Here is a 24,893-nt window from a genome sequence, read left to right on the forward strand (position 1 = left end):
TCCGGCTTAACAGAATGTGAAAAGATAACAGGGACGACAACGTGTCAGCCAGAGAACGATTTTTCAGGAAAGTGCAGCAGAATATCACCCGTATCCCGTCCGGCCAGAGAACGGCGGAAGCTGAAATTCAGGTATTCCGGCAGCGGATGGATGAGCTTGCGCAGCAGGTCAGTCAGTGGCTTGCGGGGTCAGGGATTGAGGTCACCCTGTCGACGAAACATATTCACGACCTGAGTACCGTCGGTTTCAGCCTCGACAGCGGCATCTGCCGTTACGACATCACCACGGTCCTGCTGCAGAACGGCGGGCGCAGCGTCAGCATCGTGCCGGAGCAGCTCTGCCGCGGTACGGAAACGGGATGTGTGACCCTGCGAATTAATGTCCCCGGCGTCGCTCAGGTGTTTTACCTGAGCATGGCACCGGAAAGCGGCTGGTTTATCCGCAGCAAACATCAGGGAGGTCAGGACAACGTTCTGCTGACTGAAGAGGTTTTTTTTCGGGCTATTGAGAATCTGGCTTGAATGTAACCTCGTGCGCGCTGGCTTACACAGAGTCTGGTTCTTCTGCAATTCGGTGATATTCAGAATTGACCGTCGGCTTTATGCCAGGGAACGGACGTTGCCTGGCATCGCAGTGATCGTTCAAGTGGGACCGGGTCATACTCCCAGAGGCAGTGGGACTTCATACCGACCATGTTCGTTTTCGTATCGTTTTATGAAAGCATGTACATGGCGATCCAGTTTATCGAACAGAGAGATGAGGTCCGTGATCAACGCAGCGACAAAACCTTCACGGTTTGCGTCCAGGTAATCCGACCACCACTGCATTATCGCTTTGCGCGCATCAAGATGCTCCGCCTTGTGAATATACGCTGCCCGTACGCTGTTGCGTTCCTGATGGCTCATCTGTCTCTCCACCGCATCCCGCGACCACCGTTCCGATTCCACTAACGCGCTACAGGCCATTGTCCGGAATCCGTGTCCGCATACTTCTTTTTTTGTGTCGTATCCCATCAGTCGCAGTGCCCGGTTAATGGTGTTTTCACTCATCGGTTTATACGGGTTATGGTCGCCGGGGAAGACTAAATCCAGATGACCGGTAATATTCTTTATCTGTTTCAGCAGGGCTATCGCCTGCCGGGAAAGTGGCACAATATGCGGGGTACGCATTTTGGCCCCCCCCGTGCGGAATAACGGACTTTTTCTATTAGTTTACGAGAGCCAGGGATGGTCCAGATTTTGTTGTTGAAATCAAACTCGTTCCAGCGGGCAAAGCGCAACTCGCTGGAGCGGACAAATAAATGCAGGGTCAGCATCACCGCCAGCCGGGTTAATTCCCGCCCCTGCCGGTAGTCACTGATTCTCCGGAGCAGCTCCGGTAACCGTTCGGGCGGTAAGGCGGGATAGTGATGGGTGGCAGGCGGGGTCGTGACACCATTCAGATACATTGCAGGATTATTTTCGACCAGTCCTCGTTGTACGGCATGCTGCAAAGCTGCTGCCGTGTCCGGGATGCGACTTCTTCTATGCCTTTCAGCAGTGTTGTGAAATGCTGCGTTTTGAGCAGGGGGACGGGGAGATGACCAATAGCCGGGAAAATATGGTTGTGCATACTGGCAAGCAGACGTACGGCATAGTCAGCCGACCATTTCTTACCGGTTCTGCTTTTATGCCACTCCAGCGCTACGGCTTTAAAACATTTATCAGGAGAACGGGTAACCCGTTCGTCGGTTCGTTGCTGAGCGGGGTTGATTTTCAGGGCCAGAAGTTTACGGATGCCTTCGCGCTGCAGCCTGGCATCGGAAAGAGAAATCTGGGGATATGGGCCTAACGCAATACGAGATTCTTTGCCGTTAAAACGGTATTTGAGGTACCAGAGACGTGAGCCGCCCGGATTAATGGGCAGGTTAAACCGTGAGAGTCAGTCAGTTTAAAAGGGGATAAAGCAGGTTTGTGTTACGGATTCGGGTATCGGTAAGAGACATGTGGTGGTCACTCTATTATCGAACTGAAATGACCCCAGATCAGACCACCAATTTTTCCCGATGCGGAGAGATAAATCAATATGCACCGAGACAGATTTCTACGCTAACTCTTTGAATCAAATTATTATTGAGACATCCTGAGACGCACAGAAACAAGAATATGGCTCCTCTGACTGGACTCGAACCAGTGACATACGGATTAACAGTCCGCCGTTCTACCGACTGAACTACAGAGGAATCGTGTGAACGAGGCGAATATTATCGACCTGCGTGCGCCTTGTCAAAGGGGAAAACGGCGTTTTTGTTCGTTTGCCGAGAATTTCAGCAAACCGATGATTTTATAGCAAATTTGCTTTCAAATTGCACAGCAGGCTGCGCCGCCCGCAGGCGGCGCGAAGGATCAGAACAGGACGGAGTAGTTCAGACCAAAGGTGCGTCCACGGCCTTTATAGGTATAAAGACCCGGTGCGCCGTAGGTTGGGCTATACAGCCCCGGTGCGCGCTGGCCCCAGGCGGTGGTGTAGTCTTTATCCAGCAGGTTTTCCACGCTGAAGCTGACTTTACCCACCGGCAGGGCGTAGCTGCCCAGGAAATCAATGGTGTTATAGCCATCGATCTTCTTGCCGTCGGCATCGGACACGTCAAAGGTTTGTGTGCTCTGCACGCGCAGCGCCCAGTCGCCCGGCGCCCAGTTAACCCATGCGCTGGCCTTCGACGGGCTGGCGCTGTCTACCGTCAGCTTCTCCCATTTCCCGTTTTCGCGCGTCTCGGACTTAATGGCGTTAAAGTTTGCCCCGGTGCTCCAGTCGCTGTCGGTGAAGAAATAATCCACCTGGCCTTCAACCCCGTAAATACGGCGTTTGTCGTCTTCCAGGTTAATGGTCATGTCGCTCTTGTTGATGGTAATGGTCTTATCCGAGAGCGAGTAGTAGGCCGCCACCTGCGTACGCAGGTTATCGCCGGTGAAGCGCCAGCCCAGTTCATAAGCGTTGACCTTAATACCGTCCAGCGTGGAGTCGTTCACGTTCACGCTGTTTTGCAGACGATAGTGACCGTCGACCAGCTGATAGGTACCGGATCCGTAGTACTTCGCCAGATCCGGGATTTCAAAGCCCTGGGAGAAGTTAAACCACAGCTGCTGACGTTCGGTCAGGCGTCCCAGGATCCCCGCGTTGAACAGGAAGTTGTTGTAATCGGTTTTCCCGCCCGGCACCGCGTCTGCCGAGGTCGCTTTGCCCGTGGCGATAGCCTGCTGCTGGGCGTAACCGACAAAATCGTCCACCTTATTTTCGGTGTACTGGTAACGCACGCCGCCGCTCAGGGTGATGGCGTCAATGTCATAGCTGGCCTGGAGGAACGGGGCCAGGTTGGTAATGCTGTAACCCGGATAACGGCCCACGTTATAGGCGTTGTCCAGCTTCATGCCGCCGCTTGCGGCCGCTTTGCTCAGGTCGAAGAACTGCTGGTTGGCGTCGAAGGTTTCGTGATCGGCATCCACGCCCCAGGTGAGGGTCAGGTCGTCCACCGGCTTGCTGTTCAGCGTCAGCTTGCCGCCGTAAAAATCGGTTTTTTGCTGGGACGCGCCAATGCTCGTCACCGTGCCTTTGCTCAGCGTCGGGAACGGGTAGTAGGTCAGGCTCTCATCGCGATAGTAAATCTGCGCGACCAGATCCTGGCCCCAGAAGTCGGTGTTCGAGTATTGCAGGTTAATCAGGTGTCGCTCTGTGCCCGGGATCCGGTCTGAGTCCAGGTTGTTTTTGTTGTAGGCTTTGGCATCCCCCGTTACCGCAGCGAAATTCTCCCCGAGGAACAGGCCGTGCTTCCCGTCGGATTCGCTTTTGTAGTACTGCGTGGTTAGCTGGAGCTGCTGATGGTCGTCAATGTTGATGGTGCCGGTGCCCATCACGTCAATACGGTCGGAATACTGCAAGCCGGTCTGGGTGTTATCAATAATCACCTCGTCGCCGTTGCCGTCGTACCAGCCGCCGTAGCGCTGATAGGAGACCGACAGACGGCCAGAGGCGTTGTCGTTACCGCCGCTCACCGCGGCGGAGACGTTCTCATCGTGATCGTTATGGCTGTTAAATCCGCTTTTTGTACCGGTCTGGAACTCCACTTCGGTCTCAGGCTGGCCTTTTTTGGTGACGATATTCACCAGGCCGCCGGTGCTGCCGCCGCCGTAAAGCGAGGTGGCGCCGGAGATAACCTCGATACGGTCAATGTTGAACGGATCGATAGAGTCAAGCTGGCGGCTGTCGCTGCGGGAGGAGTTCAGGCGTACGCCGTCTACCATAACCATCATGGAGCGACCGCGCAGGTTCATGCCGTAGTTGGTACGCCCCTGGCTGCTGACGTCCATGCCGGGGATCAGCTGCGCCAGCACGTCTTTAATCTCTTTGCCGCCCTGAACCTGCTGCTCAATTTCCGCACGCTCAATGACCCAGGTCGTCTGCGCCATCTCCGCCACGCTGCGGTGCGCGCGGCTGGCGGAAACCACAATATCTTCTTCCTTTTGTTCTTCCGCCCACGCAGAGGTAGAAAGCATGGCAAGCAGGCACGGATTTAATACCCAAAGATGAGAACGTTTCATTGTTATGTTGATCCTGAATGTGTGTGTCAGTACTCGGTGGTTTTTGCTAAAGATTTAAAAACCGGGCTGCTCTCCGGGCCGGCGGTGCTCCGCCAGTGGATAACGCCGGGGGTGGTTGCCAGCTCAAACGGCTCGTCGCCGTGGGCGCGATTGAGTATTCGCGCCGCACGCCAGGCCATCAGGCTGAGCTGGGGTTCGGCAATGCCGAGACGGTGCATCCCGGCGTTCACGGCAAACAGGCGGTTGCTCTGCGGGCCGTCCCATTCAAGGGTGAAATCATTGTTAATGCAGAAGGCTTCATCCTCGTCCAGGCGCAGGCGGTGAGAGAGCGGGGCCAGAAACGCAGGCTGCACGGCGCGGTAGCCGGTGGCAAAAATCACCACGTCGCTGTCCAGCTGCTCGCGGCCGCCGTCGAGGTGATGCTGTATGCTCAGGCGCTGCCCGTTTTCCTGGCGCGCCAGCGCCGTCACCGAGCGTGACGGCAGAAGGTGCGCCCAGGGTTTTTCGCGCAGCACTTCGAAGCGGTGGTACATGGCGCGGTAAATCGCCAGTAACGACTCGGTGGTGATCCCGTCGGAGGTCATTTTCTGCTCGTGCAGCATCTGGCGACGGGCGTCATCGCCGAGGGTGGAGAAGCTGTCCACGTACTCCGGCGTGAAATATTCGTTGGCAAAGGCGGCTTCATCCAGCGCGTTGTAGTTGTTGCGGCGCGACACCCAGTTCAGGCTCAGCGGCTGGCCCCACTCACCGCGGAAGATATTCAAAAACAGATCTGCACCGCTTTGGCCGCCGCCGACGACGGTGACGCGCTTGCCGGCCAGATCCGGCGCGCGAAGCATCATCTCGCTGGCGTGGAAGCAGCTATCATCCTGCGCCGTGACGCAGTCGGGCAGATTGACCTGTTTGCCAATCCCCACGCAGACGTGGCGCGCCAGGAAGCGATCCCGCTGGGTCATAACCTCAAACAGGCCGCTTTGCTCATCAAAGCTGACCTGCTGCACCTGCTGGCTGAAGGCCAGGTTAGTGAGGTTATCCGCCGCCCAGCACAGGTAGTCGGCAAACTCCTCGCGGGAGACGGTGCGCTGCTCGGTGGTCAGAAAACGGTAGAACTTTTTACGCTGCACCAGGTAGTTCAGAAAGCTGTGGCGGTTGGTCGGCTCCACGGCGCTGACCAGATCCTTCAGGAAGCTGGTCTGCATGTGGCAGTCCGGCACCATCATCCCAGGGTGCCAGGAAAAATGCGGCTTACGTTCAAGAAACAGCGAGCTAAAACCGTCCAGCCCCTCCGCCAGTGCGGCGATGCTGAGGTTGAACGGACCAATACCGATGCCGATGAAATCATACGTTTTCATTGCGCTGACTCCTGGGAGACCAGAAAAATAGGGTTATCAAGATCGCTGACGTAGTTCGGCAGCATGCGACTGCCGCCGTCGTGTTCGGAGAAGGTCAGTTTGACCGGGTTGAGGATCACGCGAATAATCTGCGGCTTGAAGAGATCGAATTTGACGAAGCGTTCCGCCAGATCCGGGTGCGCGGTCATATAGCTTTGCAAAACCTGTGCCAGGATCTGGTAGAAGCGCGTTTCGCTGACGCCGCATTGCAGGGTAAGTCGCGAGATAAAGCGCAGCACCGTCACAAAGTTGCCGGTTTGCAGGTCGTGGATGATGTAATCCGCGCTGAGGCGCGCGGTGACCGCTTTTACCGGGTCGGGCAGGCTCTGCGCCTGCGGGAAATCCTCGTCCACCAGACGCATATCACCCTGGAAATCCTTCAGCAGGATGCGCTGCACGACGTAGTCCTTCATCACCAGCGTCACGTTCTGGCCGTGGGCGATCAGCGCCACGCCGTAGCGGCAGAGCAGGTGATAGAAGGGAATAACCGTCGCTTCAAACAGCTTTTCCAGCCATGCCTCGGCGGTTAATCCCGAGCGTGCGATCCACGCGTCGATCAGCGGGCGTCCGGCATTGTCGGTTTCCATCAGCGCCGCCATCAGCACCGCCTGTTCGCCTTCATGCAGATAACGGGACGGGTTCTCGCGCCAGATCGTGCCCAGCATCTCCTGGTAGCGGTAGGGCGCTTTCGGCAGGGCGGCGTAACCCGGATGCGCCAGATACCCGGCGGCGGGTTCGCCAAGCACCCGTGCCCCGGAGCGAACCAGCGTGGCATCGCTGGCGAACTGCTGCTGTAACCAGCGCGAGGCCAGCGGACCGGCGGCAATGTACTTGCCCGGAATGCCGCGGTAGCAGGAGGTGTTGTAGATGGTCAGCGGCAGCTTGATGTCATACGGCGCGCGACGGCTGGCGTTGGTCAGCGTGCGCAGGGACTGCTGCGCCAGATACTCATCGCCAAACTCGCCCAGCTCAACCATTTCGCCGCGCGCGAGCTGCGCTACGAAATGAATGGCAATTTTTTGCTGCCACTGCCACGGGTGCAGCGGCAGCGGCAGCCAGCTGTCGTCCAGATCCAGCGCCTGCCAGCGGGCGTCGAACCGGGCGCGCTCGGCCTGATCCATGGCGCTGGACAGCAGGGTATTGATATCGCAATCGGCGTCGCTGCTCCAGACCAGCTGGTCGCGCTGCACGGCAACCCAGTGCAGGCGGAAACGCCCGCGATATTCCGGGGCGTACTGGCGCAGGGCATCCAGCCCCCAGCCGCGGCGTCCCTTGTTGAAGATAAACTTGGGGTGACCGCTCATCAGGCACTGCAGCTCGTCCGGGTCAAGATGAATGAGCGCGTCGGCATCCAGCGCCTCGCGCGCCTGCAGCAGCTGCATGTCGCCGCGCAGCGTGGCGTAGAGATCTTCCATGTGCTCCGCCGTTTGCGCGTCGCTCATCTCAAGCACGCTCGCCAGATGCAGCAGCGCGTGCTCCGCTTCTACCGCAGCGCCGCTGGCGGTGGTCAGGGTATCAGGGTCGATATGCAGCCAGCCCCAGATGCCGCGCGAGGCGCGAAACTGCCAGGCCTCGCTGCCCATGGTGATGCGCCAGCCGTCCGACGAAACCGGCTCCGCGCGCAGGGTGCGTTCGTATTCCAGCTCGGCGAGGATCTTCGCCACCATCTCGCGATTTACTTTCTGCCAGCGCGCGTTCACAGTTCCACCTCGCTGAAGAAGCGGTGACGCTCGCTCATGATGAGGCGAGAACGCTTGTGCGGGAAGTCGAACTCTTTCACCGTGTCGAAACCGGCGGACGCCAGATGGCGGAACAGGCGCTGGTTGTCGAAGCGCGGCTCGGCGACAATGCGCGCCGTGCGCGGCTCATCGAGATACAGATAGTGGCTCAGGCCGCGAAGCCAGCTGCGGATATACTGCGCGCCGCGCCAGTTTTCTTCACCCACCAGCATGTGCAGCCCGCGGTCAAACGGCTGCCAGCGATAGTGGCGGCCAATGCGGTCTTCCGCCGCCCAGTAGAGTTCAAAATAGCCGAACGGCTGGTCGTCAAAGCAGCCGATCGCCGGATAGCAGTACGCCGAGTCGAGCTGACGGCGCAGGTAGTTTTCCTGTTCGGCCTGCGGGCCGGCCATCTCCCAGAAGGCGTTCACGCGCGGGTTATTCATCCATTGAGTGAATCGTTCGCCGTCCAGCGCCACGTCCGCCACCCGGAAGCTCAGGGTGCGTTTGATTTGCGGATCGTAACGACGATACACCTCGCCCTGCGGGCGATGGGGACGCAGCGGGAAGTAGAGCTGGCGGCTCTCATCAAACTGCATCCCGCCGCTTGCCTGCGGCCGTTCGCCCTTCAGCCACAGCGGCAGCTGCCAGAACGTTTCGCGCGCCAGGTAGTCCCCGTGGGCCAGGCTGAACAGCGCCTGCGCCTGCGGTTCATCCTGCCAGGCTGCCCACGGCAGGGTAATGCCGGTCAGGGCGGGGGCGGCGACGAACAGCTGATCGAGGGCTTCCACCAGCCAGCCGTCCGGGATCCCGGTCAGGCGTTCCAGCACCGCGCTACCGTCGAGGCCCAGCGTCAGCGGCAGGGCCAGTTCCGTTGCGGCGCAGCGGAAGCCGAAGCCGGAATGTACGATATTCGCAATGGCCATCACGCCTTCTCCTTGTAAAACGGGTTGCTAAAGTCGAAATAGATCACCGCAGGGTCGGCGATGGTGTTTTCGTTGCGGTCGTGCAGGTAGCAGAAGAAGTTGCCTTTACAGTTCCAGGTCGGGCTGTCGAGCACGTAGTCGAGGCAGCGGGTCTGCTTCGCCGTCCTGCGCAGGCCGGCCAGCGCGTCGCGCACGCGGGACATCAGGCTCTCTTCGCTGTCGAAACCGGCAGCGGCGAGGGCGGCGGTGACGGCAAGCGTGGAGTTAAGCAGCAGGTAGTACGGGAAGTAGCGCAGCAGCTGGCTTTCGCCAAAGCGGTTTTCCACCTCGGTTTCGCCCGACGCTTTCAGCCAGGCGTCGGCCCCTTCGGTCCATGCGCTGCCCTGGCAGTCGCGGTAGATAAGCCCGACCGGGAAATCCTGCTGCATCTCAACGAGGATGTTTTGCTGGTGCGCCAGCAGGACCAGACCGTAGTCCGCCTCGGCGCTGAACAGCGGGAGCAGCACCCGATCGCAGTAGGCATCCAGCCAGCAGCGCGCGGCCTTGTCGAGCGGTAGCGCCAGGCGCTGGCTCAGACGGCGCACCGCCGCCGCGAGCAGGCTGTCGCCGCCGTCCGGCGCGGCCTGCGTCAGGCTTACCAGCACGTTGGTTTGCGTTTCAGGGGTATCAAACAGCAGGTTGACGCGCAGGGCCATCAGGCTCTCTTCCTGAACGACGCCGTGCTCGTCGCACAGGCCCGCCCAGCCGTCTTCCTGCATCACGCGCATGGTCGGGTAGCGGGCCTGAAGCTCCTGCCAGCGTTCTGTTTTCGCCAGGCGTGCCAGGCGCATTCCGCGCTTAACCTCTTTTACCGACAGCGTGCGCACGGAGTTGGTCAGGCGCACGCTCAGGGAAAACTTAATCATGTCGCTGTTGGTTTCGCTGTACAGCGAGCGGGAGGAGCTGGTGGGCAGCCACTGCGCTCCGGCTTCGCCGAGATCCTGAAGGGCGCCTTTTTCTACCAGACGCTGGCACCACGGCTGCTCAAGCAGATAGTCAGCCTGCCACGGGTGCATCGGCAGCAGCCAGCGGGTGTCGGTGAAGTGGCCAAGAAGCCCGGGCGCGCTCTGTGCCGCAAAGCGCAGCAGGCGTTCGCGCAGGGAGACGTTCAGGCTGTCGCCGGTAATCTGCGTACTCTCCACCGCGAACCAGCGCAGCGGGAAGCGGGAGGCAAAATCCGGCAGATAGCGACGCGCCTCGGCTTCGTTAAACGGCTCGTGCGACTTGGGCGCCGGGTGAAACGCGTGGCCGACCAGCAGCGCCTGTTCCGCTTCGGCAAACGTCAGCGGCCCGTCGCGCAGGGTGGCCCAGCCGTGGCGTAAGTCAATGGCCTGCCAGGTATGCGTATGGCTTTCAAGCACGCGCTGCCTGAAGCGCGCCAGCGTACCGGCATCAAGCGAGTCTTTGACGGCGTCTTTTTCAAGAATTAAATCAATCAGTTGAGGGAAAGTGACCATGTCACCTTCGTCGCTGTCTGCCTGAATCAGCGTTGCCGGAAAGCGATACTGATGATGCTGAGTGGGGGAGAAATAGTGTACCGGAACCCGGATGGCCCGGGATGGGGAAAGCGGGATATGAATCTGCGATAGCTCATCCGCGCGGGCTGCGGGAAGATAACGCCAGTCCTTCGTTTCGCGCAGCAGCGCGTTCAGGAAACACTGGGCCGCAACGTCTGTACCGGCGGAGCGGGGCAGAGTACGCATAGGTGTACCTCATTCCATGACTGATAATAATTCTCGTTATGATATTCATTCTGTTTACAGCCGCAACTATTTTTGCAATATTTGTTTTCATAAACTTCATAATTTCCACACATTTATTGACATTATCTTCACAATTCTATGCGCACCCGTACCGAAAATCTCACTGAAATCATCGCTCCCAAAGCGAACTGGCCCCTGGCGCTGTGCGCAGGGTTATTGGGCATCGGGCAAAACGGTTTGCTGGTTATGCTGCCGCAGCTGGTTTCCCTCACCGGCCTGTCGCTCTCCGCCTGGGCGGGACTGCTGATGTTCGGCTCGATGCTTTTTCTGCCGGCATCGCCCTGGTGGGGGCGTCAGAGCGAGCGGCACGGCTGTAAGGTGGTGATGATGGCCTCGCTGGGCGGCTATCTGGCGAGCTTCGGCGTGATGGCGCTGGTGGTCTGGGCGATGGCCAACGGCGTGCTGAATACCCTTTGGGGAATGGCGGGGCTGGTGCTGTCGCGTACGCTGTACGGCCTGACGGTTTCAGGGCTGGTGCCTGCGGCGCAGACGTGGGCCATACAGCGCGCGGGTCTGGATAAAAGAATGGCCGCGCTGGCGACGATAAGCTCCGGCCTCAGCTGCGGACGCCTGTCAGGGCCGCCCCTGGCCGCGCTGATGCTCAGCCTTAACCCGATTGCGCCGCTCTGGCTGATGGCGCTGGCGCCGTTTATCGCGTTGCTGCTGGTGCTGCGCGAGGCTGCCGATCCGCCGCTGCCGCCGGTGGCGCATCAGTCAACGCGCCTGCAGGCTTCAATGCTGCCTTTCCTGCTGCTGGCGCTGCTGCTGGCGGCACTGGTCAGCCTGATGCAGCTTGGCCTGTCCCCGCACCTTGCCCCGCTGTTCAGCGGCGACGCGGTGCAAATCAGCCATCACGTGGCGCTGCTGCTTAGCCTTGCCGCGCTGGCGACCCTCGCGGCGCAGTTTCTGGTGGTGCGCCCGCAGCATTTCAGCCCGAAGGTGCTGCTTTCCATTGCAGCGGTGCTGATGGTGGCGGGGCTTGGACTGATGTGTATCGCGGACGTGGTGCTGTTCTACGTGGGAATTGTCATCACCTCGCTGGGGGCCGCAATGGCGACGCCGGGCTACCAGCTGTTGCTCAACGATCGGCTGACGACGGGCAAAGGCGCGGGGGCGATCGCCACCAGTCATACCCTGGGCTACGGCGTCAGCGCGCTGCTGGTACCGGTAGTAACGCGCTTTTACGGCGAGCAGTATTTAATTACTGCCGCATGGGGAATGGCGCTGCTGTTCCTCGCGGTATGCGCGTGGGTACGGTCTGCCGACCGTACCCCTGTCGAACGTTAATGGAAGGCGTGAGGGGAATTGTTCGCAGAGTCTTCACTCTGACGCAGGCGCTGCAGCGGATCCTGCTGATAGAACTGGCAAAAGCGCTGCCACAGCGCTGGGAAGCGAGGAGCGAAAAGCTCAGGCGCGCTAAAGAAGTATTCGGAAAGCACCGCAAAGCACTCGGCGGGATCGGTTGCGGCGTAGGCATCAATGCTGGCCGCACTCTCGCCAACCAGGTCTATTTCATCCTGAATGTTTTCCATCGCCGCGTGCAGGTCGTGCTCCCAGCCCGCGACGTCGCGCAGCGGGATCATCGGCACGCCGCTGGCGCGATCGCCGTTGCGGGTATCCAGCTTGTGCGCCACTTCGTGAATAATCAGGTTGAAGCCTGAGGCATCGAACGAGTCCTGAATATCCAGCCAGTTGAGAATAATTGGCCCCTGCTGCCAGCTTTGTCCGGACTGCACCATACGCTGGTTGTGCACCAGGCCAATGTCATCTTCCCACTCGTCGTCCACGATAAACGGCGCCGGGTAGATCAGTACTTCGTGGAAGCCATCCAGCCACTCGATGCCCAGCTCCAGCACCGGCAGGCAGAAGAGCAGGGCGATGCGCGCGTTTTTCAGCGGATCCAGCTCGAAGCCCTGTAGCGGTACCAGGCGTTTTTGCTGTAAAAAACGCTCGGCCATCTGAGTCAGCCTGGATTGCTCTTCGGGCAAAAGATTAGCCAGGACGGGGATCGCCATAGCCTCGTCCCAGGGGAGCGTCATATTTCGATCGGCGTCGTTCGTTTTCCAGGGCCACTTAATCATCGCTTTGCTCGTTACTCGCACGTGAAAAAAATGGAAAGGTCAGGGGCTGTTAGCGTGCCAACATACTCTGTTTTGTAGTATGACATTCCTCTGCTGCGGCGTGCTGACTGCCAGCCTGTTTAAGAGGAATCCAGCCCGCATAAACTATCACTATGTGCCGTCAGGTTGATAGCGCTTTAGGTGTATCCCCTTCATTTTGTGAAGTATGTCGTGCGCAACTGTGATAAATCTTTTCTAACCCTACTGTGCTCAAGGATCACGTCCGTATGCCCGTCAATTTTGACCTCAACGATCTCTACGCTTTTCGCGCGCTGCTGGAATATGGCAATTTCCGTCTTGCGGCAGAGTCTATCTGCCTTTCCCAGTCGGCGCTGAGTCGCAGAATAGAAAAGCTGGAGGCGGCGCTGGGGGCAAAGCTGTTCGACCGTACCACCCGGCGCGTCACGCTGACGCTTTATGGCCAGACCTTTGCCGACCGGTGCGGGCAACTGCTTGCCGACGTGGAGTCCATGCTCTCGGATATCGATAAAGCCAGCGAGGATCGAACGGGGCTGATCACGGTGGCGGCCGTGCCGTCCGCCGCCTGTTACTTTATGCCGGACGTGATCCGCCGTTTTCAGACGCGCTACCCCCGGGTGCGTATTAAGCTCATCGACAGCAGCGCCGGAAACGTAATCGACGCCGTGACCGGCGGACAGGCGGATTTTGGCATCTGCTTTTCCCAGCGTTTGCCGTCCGACGTTGAGTTTGTTCCGCTGGTGGAGGATATCTACGTTGCCGCCTGCCGACGCGACAGTAAGTTTGCAAAAAGAAAAAGCCTGACGTGGCAGGCTTTTTATCAGCAGGATTATATCGGCCTGGACAAGACCTCCGGAAACCGCAACCTCCTCGACCAGCGGATCGGCCATATTCGTCCCGAGCGCCCCAGCATCTGCGAAACGCGCCACGTCACGACCATGCTGGGGATGGTTGAAGCGGGGATCGGCATTGCGGCCGTCCCCGCCATGTCGATGCCCCGCCCGGAGCATTCCCTGCTGACGTCTGTTCCTCTGACTGAGCCCGAGGTCAGGCGAACCGTAGGGCTGATTCGCCGCCGCGGGCGGATCCAGTCCTATATCGCGGCTGAGCTGGAAACGCTTATCACCGAGCAGTATCGCGAGCTGCGCTAACGGGCTGTAAGCCGGTGGCGGTAATGACGCTGGCGGCCTCTTCGGAAGAGAGGAACGTCAGCAGCGCGCTGCCCTGCTGCGGATGGTCGGCGCCCCGGGTGACGGCTCCGGCGAAACGGGTAATGTATTGCACATCTTCCGGCAGCTTACCGACAAACGTCACCCCCGGAACGGGCAGAAGCTCGCTGACCTGCTGGAAGCCGAGCGCGTATTTCCCTTTCGCCACTTCAGACGCCACCGGAATGCGCTCAACCCGGTGTCCCTTCGTTTTTATCCGATCCGCAATGCCCAGCTTATGCAACAGGGCGCTCTCAACGTACCGGCCGCTGGCGCTGTCGGACCAGGCAACGGAGTGGGCCTTCAGCAGCGTTTGCCGCAGGGCGGGCACCGTGCTGATATCCGGCACTGGCGCACCCGCCTTCACCACCATCCCGACGGGCGAATCTGCGAGCTCCACGCGGGAGCCCGGCGCCGTGCGGCGATCCTGTTCAAGCTTCTCCAGCGCATCGCCCACCATAATCACCACGTCCGCCTTTTCTCCCCGGGCGAGCCGGGCCGGAATGGCCTGCGGCGTTTTGCCCATCGACGGGCCGGAAATTAAAATCAGCCTGTCGCCGCTTTTCGCTTCGTACTGCGGCGTCAGCTTCTCCAGCGCCGCCCTGAAGCCGCCAGAGATCATCACCGTCACGTCCTGCGCAAGCGCGCCCGCGCTGAAGCCGACAAGCGTCAGGGCGGCAACCACCGTTCTGAATGTATGCATGCTGAATCACTCCTTAACGGCGGCGTGCAGGGTTAACGTGCGACGACGATAGAGATAGAGCGTCGCCAGCAGGGCACACACGGCGGCAAAGCTCATCCAGTATCCCGGAGAGGCTTTATCTCCGGTGTACTCGATAAGGGCGGTAGAAATGACCGGCGTGAAGCCGCCAAAGACCGCCGTTGCCAGGCTGTACGCCAGCGAGAAGCCCGCCACGCGAACTTCCGTTGGCATGATCTCCGTCAGCGCCGGGATCATCGCGCCGTTATACAGGCCGTAAAGGAAGGAGAGCCACAGCAGCACCGCCAGCATCATCGAGAAGCTCGGAGCCGCCGCCAGCATCGTCAGCGCCGGATAGCTGGTCGCCAGCGCCAGCAGCGTCATGGCAATCAGCACCGGCTTGCGCCCGAAGCGGTCCGACAGCGCGCCGCCAATCGGCAGCCAGATGAAGTTAGAAACGGCGACCAGCAGCGTGACCAGCAGGCTGTCTGACGCGCTCAGCATCAACACTTTTTTGCCGAAGGTTGGGGCGTAAACGGTAATCAGGTAAAAGGCCGTCGTGGTCATCGCCACCATCAGCATGCCCGCCGCAACAACCTGCCAGTTCGCGAGCAGCGTGGTGAACACCTGACGCATCGCCAGATGGTGGCGACGGGCGCTAAACTCCTCGGTCTCCTCCAGCCTGCGGCGCAGGAAAAAGATGAACGGTACGATCAGGCAGCCAAACAGGAACGGAATACGCCAGCCCCATTCGCGGATGGCGCTCTCTTCCAGCATCATATTCAGCGCAAAGCCCATTGCCGCCGCGACCATAATCGCCACCTGCTGGCTGCCCGACTGCCAGCTGGTGTAAAAACCTTTGCGGCCCGGCGTGGCGATCTCCGCCAGATAAACCGAAACCCCGCCAAGCTCCGCCCCCGCAGAAAAGCCCTGCAGCAGGCGGCCCGTCAGCACCAGCAGCGGCGCCCACAGGCCAATGCTCTGATAAGAGGGAATGAGCACAATCAGAAACGTTCCGGCGGCCATAATCGACAGGGTGACGATCAGCCCTTTACGGCGGCCCACCTTGTCAATGTAGGCCCCGAGGACAATCGCCCCGACGGGACGCATCAGAAAGCCTGCGCCAAAGACGGCGAAGGTCATCATCAGCGAGGCAAATTCACTGCTCGCCGGGAAAAACGTGTGGGCGATGTAGGTGGCATAAAAGCCGAAAAGAAAGAAGTCGAATTGCTCAAGAAAGTTGCCCGAGGTGACGCGAAAAATCGCGCCGGCTTTCGCACGGACCGTTGCAGGTGAGGTTGAGGTAACCATGATTATCTCCAGTTTTATAGTGACGTTATGCCCGTCTGTTTCTGAAAACTGGATCAGGAAGCGGAAATTAATAAGCGCATTTAGCGCATAGGCCGATGCGCGATGCGCATCAATGACGCTACGTTGACCAGGATTTACATTGCCAACAATAACTTAACAATTCGGCAATTTTTTATTCACCGTTTCAGCCTAAGTTGCTGAAATGCCTGTTTTGTGACATGGCGCAGAAGTGAAGCCAGGCAGCGCCTGGCTCAGGTTGTTTAGCGCAGCGCGTTCGCTATCGCGCTGAACATCAATGACGCCTCCAGCGGCTGGGCGCTGAACGACGGCTCCGCCTGCGGCCAGGTGGACCACTGGACGATAACCAGATTTTCCTTCTGGTTGACCATAATCATCTGGCCAAAAATTCCCAGCGCCCAGAGGGAATCCTTCAGCGAATCCTCCACTTTCGGCGTCACGCCGACGGCATTAGCCGGCACTTCGTTGTTCCACCACTGATAGCCGTACAGCCCTTTCGGGTGCGCCTCTGACACCGACCCGTTAGCCTGCGTCCAGTCTGAGGACTGCTTCACCCAGCCTTTCGGCAGGATCTGCCTGCCGTCCGGCAGCGTACCGTTATGCAGGATAAATTCCCCGAAGCGCCCCCAGTCCTCCAGCGTGGCGTTGAACCCGTGCGCCCCCACGTCGTGCTGGCCTTTGCTGTAGGCGTGCCACACGCCGTCGCTCGCCATGCCGTAAGGCTGCCAGATGCTTTTCTCCAGGTATGCGGCAAGCGTCATTCCCGTGGCGCGCTCAAGCACGTCGCCCAGCAGCCACGCGCCGCCCGACGAATACGACCAGTTTTCTCCCGCCGGATGCTCGCGGCGTAACCCCTTCACCAGCGTGCGCACGCAGTCGTACGCGCCGGGTTTCGCTTCACATTCGGTAAGCCGGGCGAAGTCAGATTTTGGGTTCGTGTAATCTTCATTCCACGCCACGCCCGAGGTGTGGGTGATGAGCTGTTTCAGCGTCACGCCCTCCCAGGCGGTGCCTTTTAAGTCCGGTTCGTATTGAGTGACAAAATCGTCCAGGGAGTGGATTTTCCCCTCTTTAATTGCAACGCCCACCAGCGCCGAGACCACCGATTTTCCCACGGAGCGCGACGTCCAGAGCGTTGAATCAGTATTGCCTTCTCCCAGATATTTAAAGGCGATCTTGCCGTCCTTGAGCACCAGCATGCCGCTGACGTTCTGGCGTTCGAGGTAATCCTGAAGATCCCAGGTCTTGCCGTTCACCTGATAGCGGACGTCAGCGAGCGGCTTTTCCGCGGCGAGCAGCGGCGAGGCGTTGCCGTGGCGGAACACGTCGCCGGCGTAGTTGCGGTAGTCATTGCGAAAGCCCACCACGCGATCGGCCTGGCTCCAGGTGAGCATCGTATGCGCATCCGGAAGCCGTGCGTCAAAAGGCGCCGGGCAGGTAGCGAGGTCGGTACCGTTGCAGGCCGCCATGGCAGCGGGCGACAGCAGGCTGCTGACAACAAGCGCCGCGAGCAGCGTGAGGTTCGTTTTAGTTTTCATGTTTATCTCGTGTGGCTCAGGAAGGGCTTCAGTTTAAGAACCCCCGGCCTATAATAAAAAGCGCGTAATGGGGGAAAATCCCCCACAAAATCCCCGTGGAGGATGACGTGGCGTCACTAAACTATTCGTTTGCCCAGCTTGAGGCATTCACCGCCGTCGCCGAGCACGGCAGCCTGATGAAGGCGGCGATGAAGCTTGGCAAAGATCGTACAACCCTGCGCGATCTGATTGATTTTCTTGAGGACGGGCTGGGCTACGCGCTGTTTCTGCGAGAGGGGCGCAGCCTTCGCCTGACGCCGGAGGGGGAGCAGCTCCAGCGGCAGGCTCACCTGCTGATGCGCCAGGTAAAAGCATTTGAGGCCTTTGCCAGAGCGGTACCGGCCAGCGCGACGCAGGACATTGCCCTCGTCTACGATCCGTTCACCCCCCGGGCATTTTTGCAGGCGCTGATTGCCACACTGGCGACGCAAAAAATTCGCCTGAGCCTGACCAGCGCGTCGCGCGATGACGCGGAAGCCATGCTGGCAGGCGGTGAGGCCGATCTGGCGATCTGCCAGGCGCGCAACCGCAGCGTGGGCAATGAAATGGAGTGGCGCGCGCTGGGGGCGATCGACATGGATTTTTACGCCGCAGAGGCGCTTTTTGCGGAGGTGGCGTCGCCGGTGTCGCTGCTCGATCTCTCTCTGGTCCCGCAGGTGATTATGCATGACGCGTCTGACGAGCCGGTTGCCCGCCGCCTGCAAATCGCCGGACACACGCTCTACACCAATGAACTGGAGATGCTGCGCGGCCTGCTGGAACAGGGCTGCGGCTGGGGCTTTTTGCCGACCCATCTTCGCGCGGCGCGGTGGAAAAACGTAAAAAGGCTGCCCACCGAAGTGGGCAGCCAGGGGATAAGCCAGACGATGGTGACCATCTGGAAGCCGGGCAGCGACAAGCGCGGGCTGATTAACGATACGCTGTCGCTGCTGCCGGCGTTATGGAAACGCTCAGCGCTGTGAACACCTCTGGCATTGTTTATTCTGGATCTGCTGGAAGAAGTCGTTGCCTTTGTCGTCCACCAGGATAAACGCCGGGAAGTTCTCCACTTCAATTTTCCAGATAGCTTCCATTCCCAGTTCCGGGTACGCCACGCACTCCAGGCTCCTGATGCTGTTTTGCGCCAGCACCGCCGCCGGGCCGCCGATGCTGCCGAGGTAGAAGCCGCCGTGTTTGTGGCAGGCATCCGTCACCTGCTGGCTGCGGTTACCTTTGGCCAGCATGATCATGCTCGCACCGTGGGACTGCAGCAGGTCCACGTAGGAATCCATACGCCCCGCGGTGGTTGGGCCTAACGAGCCGGAAGCGTAGCCCTCCGGCGTTTTCGCCGGGCCCGCGTAGTAGATCGGGTGATCTTTTACGTACTGCGGCAGCGCTTCGCCGTTATCGAGCAGCTCCTTCAGCTTCGCGTGGGCAATGTCGCGCGCCACGATGATGGTGCCGTTCAGGGACAGGCGTGTAGAGACCGGATGCGCGGAAAGCTGCGCCAGGATCTCGTTCATCGGCCTGTTCAGATCGATGCTGACCACGTCGCCTTCACCCTGCTGGCGCAGGGATTCAGGAATATACTGGCCCGGGTTGTGCTCCAGCTTCTCAATCCAGATGCCGTCGCGGTTGATCTTCGCTTTGATATTGCGGTCGGCGGAGCAGGAGACGCCCATACCGATTGGGCAGGACGCGCCGTGGCGCGGCAGGCGGATCACGCGAATATCGTGGGCGAAGTATTTCCCGCCAAACTGCGCGCCCAGGCCGAGGTTTTGCGCTTCCTGAAGCAGCTCCTGTTCGAGCTGAACATCGCGGAACGCCTGGCCGTGCTCGTTACCCTCGGTTGGCAGGTCGTCGTAGTAACGCGCGGAGGCGAGCTTGACGGTTTTCAGCGTGGCTTCCGCCGAGGTTCCGCCGATAACGAAGGCAATATGGTACGGCGGGCACGCTGCGGTACCGAGGGTACGCATCTTCTCAACCAGGTAGTTTTTCAGCTTCGCCGGGGTGATCAGCGCTTTGGTTTCCTGGTAGAGATAGGTTTTATTCGCTGAACCGCCGCCTTTCGCCATGCAGAGGAATTTGTACTCATCGCCGTCCACGCTGTAGAGGTCGATCTGCGCGGGCAGGTTGGTGCCGGTATTCACCTCTTTATACATATCCAGCGCCGCGTTCTGCGAGTAGCGCAGGTTATCTTCAATATAGGTGTTATAAACGCCCTGGCTTAGCGCCGCTTCGTCACCGCCGCCGGTCCAGACGCGCTGGCCTTTTTTACCCATGATGATTGCCGTGCCGGTATCCTGACAGGTCGGCAGCACGCCTTTCGCCGCAATCTCGGAGTTGCGCAGGAACTGCAGGGCAACGTATTTGTCGTTCTCGCTGGCCTGCGGATCGCTCAGAATAGCCGCAACCTGCTTCTGGTGCGAAGGGCGCAGCATAAACGCCGCATCGTGGAAGGCCTGCTGTGCCAGCAGGGTCAGGGCTTCCGGCTCTACTTTGAGCACTTCCTGTCCGTCAAATTCGGCAACCGAGACGTGCTCTTTGGACAGCAGATAGTATTCGGTGTCGTCGTGCGCGAGCGGGAACGGGTTCTGGTAGAAAAACGGTTTGTTCGACATAGCTTGCTCCATAAAAATAAAACCGCCGGAGGGTTAGCCCGGCGGTCAGGAATCAGAACATCATGGACATCCACGGATAACCAATCAGCAGCAGGGCCGCCAGGAAGATGGCGCCGAAGATGGTGCCGAGGCGCCAGTAGTCTTTGGTTGGCAGGTAGCCGCTACCGTAGTAAATCGGGCTTGGGCCAGTACCGTACGGGGTGATGATCCCCATTACGCCCAGCGAGGTCACCATCAGCAGGACAAACACTTCCATATTCATGCCCGGAATGGTGGAGGCGATGGTCAGCATCGCCGGCAGCAGCGCCGTGGTGTGCGCGGTGGTGCTGGCAAACAGGTAGTGCAGCAGGTAGAACGCCAGCAGCAGCACGATAGTGGCCACGCCCGGCGAGATGCCGCTCATCAGCAGGCCGCCTTCTTTACCCAGCCAGCTGATAAAGCCGGTTGAGGAGAGGCCATCCGCCAGCGCAACCAGGGTGGCGAACCAGACGAAGGTGTTCCACGCGGCTTTGTTACCGGTGATATCGTTCCACTCCAGCACGCCGGTCCACAGCATCAGGCCAACGATGAGCAGGGCAGCCATGGCCGGTTCAATCCACGCGGCGGCGAAGATCCACATCAGCAGCGCACAGCACACAAACACCAGCAGCAGGATTTCATTGCGCGACAGTTTGCCGAGCTTTTCCAGCTCACGGGTTGCCCACAGCGGTACTTCATTATTCACTTTGACTTCTGGCGGGTAGAACCAGTAGGCCAGCAGCGGCATGGTGAGGATCAGCAGCACGCCGAGCGGCAGGAAGGCGAGGAACCAGGTCCCCCAGGAGATATCAATGCCTACCGTGCTTTTTACCAGCGCCAGCGCCAGCAGGTTAGGCGCGAGGGCGGAAAGGAACATAGAGCTGGTGATACAGGCGGCGGTGATCGCCACCCACATCAGGTACGAGCCAATTTTACGCGCGCTTGGGTCGTTCGGTTTTGAACCGTACAGCGGCGGCAGGTTAGCAATGATGGGGTAGATTGTCCCGCCGCTGCGCGCGGTGTTGGACGGGGTAAACGGTGCCAGCAGCAGGTCCGCGAAGGTAATCGCGTAGCCGAGCGTCAGGCTGCGGCGGCCCAGGTACTTCACCAGAATCAGCGCCAGGCGACGGCCAAAGCGGGTTTTGTCGTAGCCCGCGGCAAACATAAAGGCACCGAAGATCAGCCACACGGTAGAGTTACCAAACCCGCTGACCGCCCATTTAAAGGAGGCACCCGCCAGCTTGAACTTAGGATCGGCCAGCTGTTCCGGGCTAAAGAGCACCCACTGGCTGCACAGCGCAATCGCTACCACGCCGGTGAGGCCGATCACGGCACCCGGCAGCGGTTCGAAGATTAACCCGACGATGACGCCAACAAAGATTGCGAAGTAGTGCCACGCGTAAGGCGGCAGGCCTTCAGGAACGGGAACAAACAGCAGCAGTACGGCAACTATGACGGGCAGGGCCATCATCAGCAGTCGTTTAGCTGTTCCATTTGATGCTTGATTCGCCGCAGGAGGCGTTACAGCAGTTTTTGTTTTCATAGTTTCACGTCTTAAGTTGTCAAAGATTCGTCATACGATGAAATAGCCGGTTCGCTTTATTTAATTTCTTTGCTTTTTTTAGTTATTAAAACGGTGCTTCAGTTATTTCAGTAATAGGGGTTAAACGCTTTTTGTTGGGCGCTTAATTAAAAAATGATGATATTTATATATTGCGCGTTTAGGTGTCGAAACTTTTGATCGCGATCAAATAAACAGAAATGGATGCGTATTTTTATGCTCTTTTAAATAACCACTACGGCGTATGTGGGTATTAGGGGTTTTTCTTGTTCGTTTTTTTCATTTTGATAACATATAAAGTTCGGTATTTATACAATCAATTGATAAATATGAGTTTATTTATCGTTGATAAAATGGTCTTACCTTAACTATGTTAACGAATTTTGCATTGTTGTAAATGGATGAAATTATATGGCTAACACCAATGTATTATTGTTGTTATCGCAGGGATTAAATAGTTTATTAACTAACGTAATGGCTTTAGAAACTAAAAAAAGCATTATATTAATATCATGACATCGGCAAAAACGACGAAATAAAAATTCAGCCCGATAACGAATTCTTAATTTTTTAAAGTTTGGAGTTTCTATTATGAGCACTAACGAACGTATGTTAAGCCCTTTCACATTACCGAATGGTACTGAACTGAAAAACCGTTTGTTAATGGCCCCGATGACAACCTGTACCGGCTATTACGATGGCACCGTGACCAGCGAGCTGGTGGAATACTACCGCGCCCGCTCTGGCAGCATCGGTACCATCATCGTTGAGTGTTGCTTTGTCGACGATCTCGGCCTGGCGTTCCCGGGCGCAATTGGTATTGATAACGACGAGAAAATCGCCGGGCTGGCGAAAATCGCTGACGCCATTAAGTCCAAAGGATCCAAAGCCCTTCTGCAAATCTACCACGGCGGCCGCATGGTCGATCCTAAGCTTATCGGCGGCCGCACGCCGGTTGGTCCCAGCGCCGTTGCCGCGCCGCGTGACGGTGCCGCGACGCCGGTTGCGCTGACCACCGAAGAAGTGGAAGGCATGGTGGGCAAGTTCGGTGAAGCCGTGCGCCGCGCGATTCAGGCCGGATTCGACGGTGTCGAAATCCACGGGGCGAACACCTATCTCATCCAGCAGTTTTACTCCCCAAATTCTAACCAGCGCGATGACGAGTGGGGCGGCAGCCGCGATAACCGCGCGAAATTCCCGCTGGCGGTGCTGGACATTACCCACAAAATGGTGCGCCAGTACGCGGACGACGCGTTCATTATCGGCTATCGTTTCTCGCCTGAAGAGCTGGAGGTCCCGGGCATTCGCTTCGACGACACCATGTATCTGCTGGAAAAACTGGCCGCGCGCGGCGTGGATTACCTGCACTTCTCCGTTGGCGCCACCCTGCGACCTTCTATCGTCGACACTCAGGATCCAACGCCGCTGATTGAAAAATACTGTGCGATGCGGTCTGAAACCCTGGCACAGGTGCCGGTGATGGGCGTTGGCGGCGTGGTAAATGCCGCCGATGTAAATGAGGCGCTGGATCGCGGCTACGATCTGATTGCCGTCGGGCGGGCCACTATCGCCTACCCGGACTGGACCGACCGCATCGCTGCTGGTGAAAGCCTCGAGCTGTTTATGGACAGCACCCGCCGTGAAGCGCTGAACATTCCTGAACCGCTGTGGCGCTTCTCGCTGGTGGAAGCGATGATCCGCGACATGAGCATGGGCGAATCTAAATTCAAGCCCGGTACCTTCACCGAGAAAGTGCAGGACGATGCTAACGAGCTGGTGATTAACGTCAGCCTTGAAACCGATCGTATCGCGGATATCGAACTGGCCTCCGGCCCCGGCGATGACGTGGAGTTTGTGACCAGCTTCGAAGAGATCCGCACCCGCATTCTGGATGCCAACACCCCGCACGTGGACGCGATTACGGGCGCAACCAGCCAGAGCGAGGCGGTGAAAAAAGCGGTTTCTAAAGCGATGCTGAAATCCAGCAAGGCGCTGGCGGCAGAAGAGGGCGCGGACCCGAATGAAACCAGAAGCGTGGACGTTGTGGTGGTCGGCAGCGGCGGCGCAGGTCTGGCGGCGGCGATTCAGGCTCATGACGAAGGCGCGAGCGTGCTGATCGTCGAGAAAATGCCAACCATCGGCGGTAACACCATCAAAGCTTCGGCCGGTATGAACGCCGCCGAAACCCGCTTCCAGCGCGTGAAGGGCATCCAGGACAGCAAAGAATTGTTCTATCAGGAGAGCCTGAAAGGCGGCGGCAACAAGAACAACCCGGAACTGCTGCGTCGCTTTGTCGAGAACGCACCGGAAGCCATCGAGTGGCTGGCTACGCGCGGCATTATGCTGAACGACATCACCACAACCGGCGGGATGAGCATCGACCGTACTCACCGTCCAAAAGACGGTTCCGCGGTGGGCGGTTACCTGATCAGCGGCCTGGTGCGTAACGTCAACCGGCGCAACATTGAGGTGATGCTGGATACCTCCGTCAGCGACATCCTCTTTGAAAACGGCGAAGTCACCGGCGTGCGCCTGACGACGGAAGAGAATGAAACCCTCACCGTGGCAACCAAAAGCGTGATTGTCGCGACGGGCGGCTTCAGCGCCAACAGCCAGATGGTGGTGAAATACCGTCCGGACCTGGAAGGGTTCGTCACCACTAACCACAAAGGGGCGACGGGGGGCGGTATCGCGCTGCTGGAACGTATTGGCGCAGGCACCGTCGATATGGGCGAGATCCAGATCCACCCAACCGTTGAGCAGAAAACCTCGTATCTGATTTCCGAATCCATCCGCGGCGGCGGGGCGATTCTGGTGAACCAGCAGGGCAACCGCTTCTTTAACGAAATGGAGACCCGCGACAAGGTTTCGGCGCAAATCATCGCGCTGCCGGAGAAATACGCTTATATCGTCTTTGACGAGCATGTTCGGGCTAAAAACAAAGCCGCGGATGAGTACATCGCAAAAGGTTTCGTCACCAGCGCCAGCTCGCCGGAAGCCCTGGCGGAAGCGCTGGGAATGGATCCCCACCAGTTCCTGGCAACGCTTGAACGCTACAACGGCTTTGTGGAAAAACAGCACGACGACGATTTTGGTCGTACCACCGCGCTGCGTGCGCCCATCAACGAAGGGCCGTTCTATGCCATTCAGATTGCACCGGGCGTACACCACACCATGGGCGGCGTGACCATCAACACCGATACCTGCGTGCTGGACGGCAACCACAACGTGCTGCCAGGGGCGTTTGCCGCGGGGGAGGTTGTCGGGGGCATCCACGGCGGTAACCGCATTGGCGGTAACGCGGTGGCAGATATCATTATTTTTGGTACGCTTGCCGGACATCAGGCGGCGATGCGAGCGAAAAAAGCATAAGGCTCCTGTACTGTAGGC

General features: G+C 58.7%; 16 protein-coding genes, 1 tRNA gene and 1 pseudogene. 5 read left to right on the forward strand and 13 right to left on the reverse strand.

The annotated features are described in order from the left end of the window. Positions 1 to 41 precede the first annotated feature (41 nt). Positions 42 to 521, forward strand: a complete 480-nt coding sequence (locus IM304_RS08100) for a hypothetical protein (RefSeq protein ID WP_193354705.1) — start codon at positions 42 to 44, stop codon at positions 519 to 521. Between the two features lie 246 nt (positions 522 to 767). On the opposite strand, the pseudogene IM304_RS08105 reads toward IM304_RS08100, so the two are convergent. The 7 genes and pseudogenes from IM304_RS08105 to IM304_RS08135 form a co-directional block, all read right to left on the reverse strand. Next, a pseudogene (locus tag IM304_RS08105) lies at positions 768 to 1,984 on the reverse strand (tyrosine-type recombinase/integrase); the annotation flags it as partial. Positions 1,985 to 2,145: 161 nt separating this feature from the next. Further along, positions 2,146 to 2,221 (reverse strand) — tRNA-Asn (locus IM304_RS08110). 163 nt (positions 2,222 to 2,384) lie between these two features. After that, the gene (locus IM304_RS08115; protein WP_193354704.1) at positions 2,385 to 4,574 is read right to left on the reverse strand and encodes a TonB-dependent siderophore receptor; all 2,190 of its coding nucleotides are present in this window, start codon (positions 4,572 to 4,574) and stop codon (positions 2,385 to 2,387) included. 26 nt (positions 4,575 to 4,600) lie between these two features. After that, positions 4,601 to 5,926 carry a lysine N(6)-hydroxylase/L-ornithine N(5)-oxygenase family protein gene (locus IM304_RS08120; RefSeq protein WP_193354703.1) on the reverse strand — a complete coding sequence of 442 codons (1,326 nt, stop codon included), beginning with the start codon at positions 5,924 to 5,926 and terminating at the stop codon, positions 4,601 to 4,603. Next, complete coding sequence (gene iucC, locus IM304_RS08125; RefSeq protein WP_193354702.1) at positions 5,923 to 7,665, reverse strand: IucA/IucC family siderophore biosynthesis protein; 1,743 nt, start codon at positions 7,663 to 7,665, stop codon at positions 5,923 to 5,925. The genes IM304_RS08120 and iucC overlap by 4 nt, the downstream gene beginning before the upstream one ends. After that, a complete protein-coding gene (locus tag IM304_RS08130) occupies positions 7,662 to 8,609 on the reverse strand; it encodes a GNAT family N-acetyltransferase (RefSeq protein ID WP_193354701.1) in 948 nt (315 codons plus the stop codon). Before IM304_RS08130 ends, iucC begins: the two co-directional genes overlap by 4 nt. Further along, positions 8,609 to 10,351: an IucA/IucC family siderophore biosynthesis protein gene (locus IM304_RS08135; RefSeq protein ID WP_193354700.1), complete on the reverse strand. Its 1,743-nt coding sequence runs from the start codon at positions 10,349 to 10,351 to the stop codon at positions 8,609 to 8,611. Before IM304_RS08135 ends, IM304_RS08130 begins: the two co-directional genes overlap by 1 nt. A gap of 138 nt (positions 10,352 to 10,489) precedes the next feature. Here IM304_RS08135 and IM304_RS08140 point away from each other — a divergent pair, with 138 nt between their 5' ends. Then, on the forward strand, positions 10,490 to 11,698 hold the full coding sequence (locus tag IM304_RS08140; protein ID WP_193354699.1) for an MFS transporter: 1,209 nt from the start codon (positions 10,490 to 10,492) through the stop codon (positions 11,696 to 11,698). Here the strand turns inward: IM304_RS08140 and mtfA are convergent. Further along, a complete protein-coding gene (mtfA, locus tag IM304_RS08145) occupies positions 11,695 to 12,492 on the reverse strand; it encodes a DgsA anti-repressor MtfA (RefSeq protein ID WP_148418181.1) in 798 nt (265 codons plus the stop codon). The genes IM304_RS08140 and mtfA overlap by 4 nt on opposite strands. A 266-nt stretch (positions 12,493 to 12,758) precedes the next feature. Between mtfA and IM304_RS08150 the strand changes: the two genes are divergently transcribed. Next, positions 12,759 to 13,661 carry a LysR family transcriptional regulator gene (locus IM304_RS08150; RefSeq protein ID WP_176609977.1) on the forward strand — a complete coding sequence of 301 codons (903 nt, stop codon included), beginning with the start codon at positions 12,759 to 12,761 and terminating at the stop codon, positions 13,659 to 13,661. Here IM304_RS08150 and IM304_RS08155 read toward each other — a convergent pair. The 3 genes from IM304_RS08155 to IM304_RS08165 form a co-directional block, all read right to left on the reverse strand. Further along, a complete protein-coding gene (locus tag IM304_RS08155; protein ID WP_193354698.1) occupies positions 13,633 to 14,421 on the reverse strand; it encodes a substrate-binding domain-containing protein in 789 nt (262 codons plus the stop codon). The two genes, IM304_RS08150 and IM304_RS08155, sit on opposite strands and share 29 nt — an antisense overlap. 6 nt (positions 14,422 to 14,427) lie before the next feature. Further along, the gene (locus IM304_RS08160; protein WP_193354697.1) at positions 14,428 to 15,729 is read right to left on the reverse strand and encodes an MFS transporter; all 1,302 of its coding nucleotides are present in this window, start codon (positions 15,727 to 15,729) and stop codon (positions 14,428 to 14,430) included. 260 nt (positions 15,730 to 15,989) lie between these two features. Next, positions 15,990 to 17,285, reverse strand: a complete 1,296-nt coding sequence (locus IM304_RS08165) for a serine hydrolase (protein ID WP_193354696.1) — start codon at positions 17,283 to 17,285, stop codon at positions 15,990 to 15,992. A gap of 95 nt (positions 17,286 to 17,380) precedes the next feature. Between IM304_RS08165 and IM304_RS08170 the strand changes: the two genes are divergently transcribed. After that, complete coding sequence (locus IM304_RS08170; protein ID WP_193354695.1) at positions 17,381 to 18,286, forward strand: LysR family transcriptional regulator; 906 nt, start codon at positions 17,381 to 17,383, stop codon at positions 18,284 to 18,286. Here IM304_RS08170 and fumA read toward each other — a convergent pair. Both fumA and IM304_RS08180 read right to left on the reverse strand, forming a co-directional pair. Beyond that, positions 18,275 to 19,924: a class I fumarate hydratase FumA gene (gene fumA, locus IM304_RS08175; protein ID WP_193354694.1), complete on the reverse strand. Its 1,650-nt coding sequence runs from the start codon at positions 19,922 to 19,924 to the stop codon at positions 18,275 to 18,277. The genes IM304_RS08170 and fumA overlap by 12 nt on opposite strands. 52 nt (positions 19,925 to 19,976) lie before the next feature. Next, entirely contained in the window at positions 19,977 to 21,485 is a 1,509-nt protein-coding gene (locus tag IM304_RS08180; RefSeq protein ID WP_148418174.1) for an anion permease, read from the reverse strand. A gap of 609 nt (positions 21,486 to 22,094) precedes the next feature. Here IM304_RS08180 and IM304_RS08185 point away from each other — a divergent pair. After that, a complete protein-coding gene (locus IM304_RS08185) occupies positions 22,095 to 24,875 on the forward strand; it encodes a flavocytochrome c (RefSeq protein WP_193354693.1) in 2,781 nt (926 codons plus the stop codon). The last annotated feature ends 18 nt before the right edge of the window (positions 24,876 to 24,893 follow it).

The organism is Enterobacter cloacae complex sp. P40C2 (genome assembly GCF_014930695.1).
GTDB classification, from domain to species: domain Bacteria; phylum Pseudomonadota; class Gammaproteobacteria; order Enterobacterales; family Enterobacteriaceae; genus Enterobacter; species Enterobacter pasteurii.